Annotated in this window: 2 protein-coding genes; both read right to left on the reverse strand. The window is 22.2% G+C overall.

The window, feature by feature from the left end:
- Positions 1-100: 100 nt before the first annotated feature.
- Positions 101-313: a hypothetical protein gene (locus EHV01_RS04990; RefSeq protein ID WP_422066491.1), complete on the reverse strand. Its 213-nt coding sequence runs from the start codon at positions 311-313 to the stop codon at positions 101-103.
- Positions 314-487: 174 nt separating this feature from the next.
- A complete protein-coding gene (locus EHV01_RS04995) occupies positions 488-1708 on the reverse strand; it encodes a hypothetical protein (RefSeq protein WP_422066492.1) in 1221 nt (406 codons plus the stop codon).
- Positions 1709-2084: the final 376 nt, after the last annotated feature.

The following is a 2084-nucleotide window of genomic DNA, read 5'->3' on the forward strand; positions in this document are numbered from 1 at the left end:
WTTTAAAAAATTTAAAGCAAAATCATAATCTTACACAAAATTAGTTTTCAAATTGTCATATTGATGATTTTTTTTATTTCATCAAGAGTTTTCGACAAAATTAAAGTTCTGCTTTAATACTTTGTTTTTCCTTTGTGCTATCTTCAATATTATCTAATAATGTAGTATTAATTTTTTCTTTTAAAGTTTTAATAATTTTATTATTTTCACTCGTATTAAGCTTATTACCATTAAATGTATTACAAGCAAGTAAAGATGTTGTACTTATTGCTGACGAACCAAATATCCCTAAAATAGTTAATATTTTTTTCATATTTTAATACTTATTTTTCCTTTCTTTTTTGAATTTTTACATAATGCAACTGCTTATTCCATTTATAACTTTTTTAAGAAAAAACAAGAGTATTTTTTAATAAATTTCTTTTTTCTTAACATTAAAAAGATATCTTATATAAGATATCTTTTCTTATAATTTATATATTAAAACCTAAGACCCTATTCTTTTTACTGGTAGTTTATTAAAAATAAAAATAAAACTTAAAAATAACATTCCAATGATAATACTATAAATAATTATATAAGTTAATATATTTGTAGAAAAAGTAATTATTACTGGAATAATAATAATACCTAACAATAAACTAAAGATAGCATGCCCGAAGACATGTTCAATCATTAAACCTAAGGTTAAATGCTCAGTTCCAACTAAATTAATTATATTATTTTTTTGAATACGACTTAAATGCCCAAGACAACATCCTATTAAGATTTGACTTCCACCTAAACCAATTGTTAAATATAAAATATGCGATAATTGGGTTTGAAAGGGGAAGAAGGCAATTGTTAATCCTAATAATAATGCAATGGCAATTATAGCAATAATTGTATTACAAATAATTTGGTGTTTAATATTATTATTGTTTATTTTTAGGAAATATCCAAATAAATAACTTATTTTTCGAATAACATATAAACTACCCATCACTATAATCATAATTGCGGTGTTATTAAAAATTAAAATAGGAAGAATGTAACCAAATACTTCATTAATACTGTATAAAAAACTTGATGAATATAAATAACTTCAAAATTGTTTGTTTTTTTGGAGTACTTTTCAACTATTAGGATTAATTTTAAAAGTAATTTCTTCTGTTTGAATATCATGGTTGAAAAAAATTAAACTAAAGTTAATTAATGCCAATAGACTAAAATATCCTTGTAAGGAAATTTTAGCTGTTAATTCTGTTAAAAAGTATTGTATTAAAAAAGGAATTATAATTGTAACAACACTTCCTAAAATAAAATAAAGACTAGGGTTTGTTTTTAACTGATGTTCACGGGTATAACTACGGATAATTTCCATTGAAAAAGGAACCATTCCAGCAACAAACATTCCTGTACAAAAAAGGAGTAAGGGATAAAAATAAATAATTAAATTATTATCAAAAAAATTAACAGTCATTAATAACGAGAGAAAAATAAAAAGAAAAAAACTATTAATTTGAAGGATAAAGATATTACTCTTTTTCTTTTTAACTTTAGCCCATAATGGGGTAAAAAAGAACATTGCAGTGGGAACTAATAAGAAGAATCAAATTTTTGTTAAACCAAATTTATCAAAAATTGCAAATGGAATAAATGAAAATAGTGCTCCCATCAAGATTCCCTGAATTATTATTATTTTTCAATTTCGTAATTTATTTGTCATTTTTATTATCACATCCTTTGCTTTATGGTATTTATCATATTATTGCTTTTTAGTGTAGGGTTTAAAAAACTTTTCTTTTTTAACTTACTTTTTTAAAAAATTAGAGGACGTTATCACGACTTTTAAATAAATATTTAACCATTCAAGGGACCACTCTTTTTCTATTAATTTTTTCATTTCAACTTCATTAATTATAAATGAATAATCCAAAAAAAGTAAGAATTAATGGAATATTTTTCAAATTATTAAGTTCTTTCTTTTAATTCGTTGCTTTAATTTTGTCGAAAACTCTCTTTAATTTTGTCGAAAACTCTTGATATTTATAAAATATACCTAAAATTAGGTATATTTTTAATATATGGAGGTAAATAATTAA

The organism is Spiroplasma sp. hy2, from assembly GCF_044714365.1.
Classification (GTDB): Bacteria; Bacillota_I; Bacilli_A; order Mycoplasmatales; family Mycoplasmataceae; genus Spiroplasma; species Spiroplasma phoeniceum.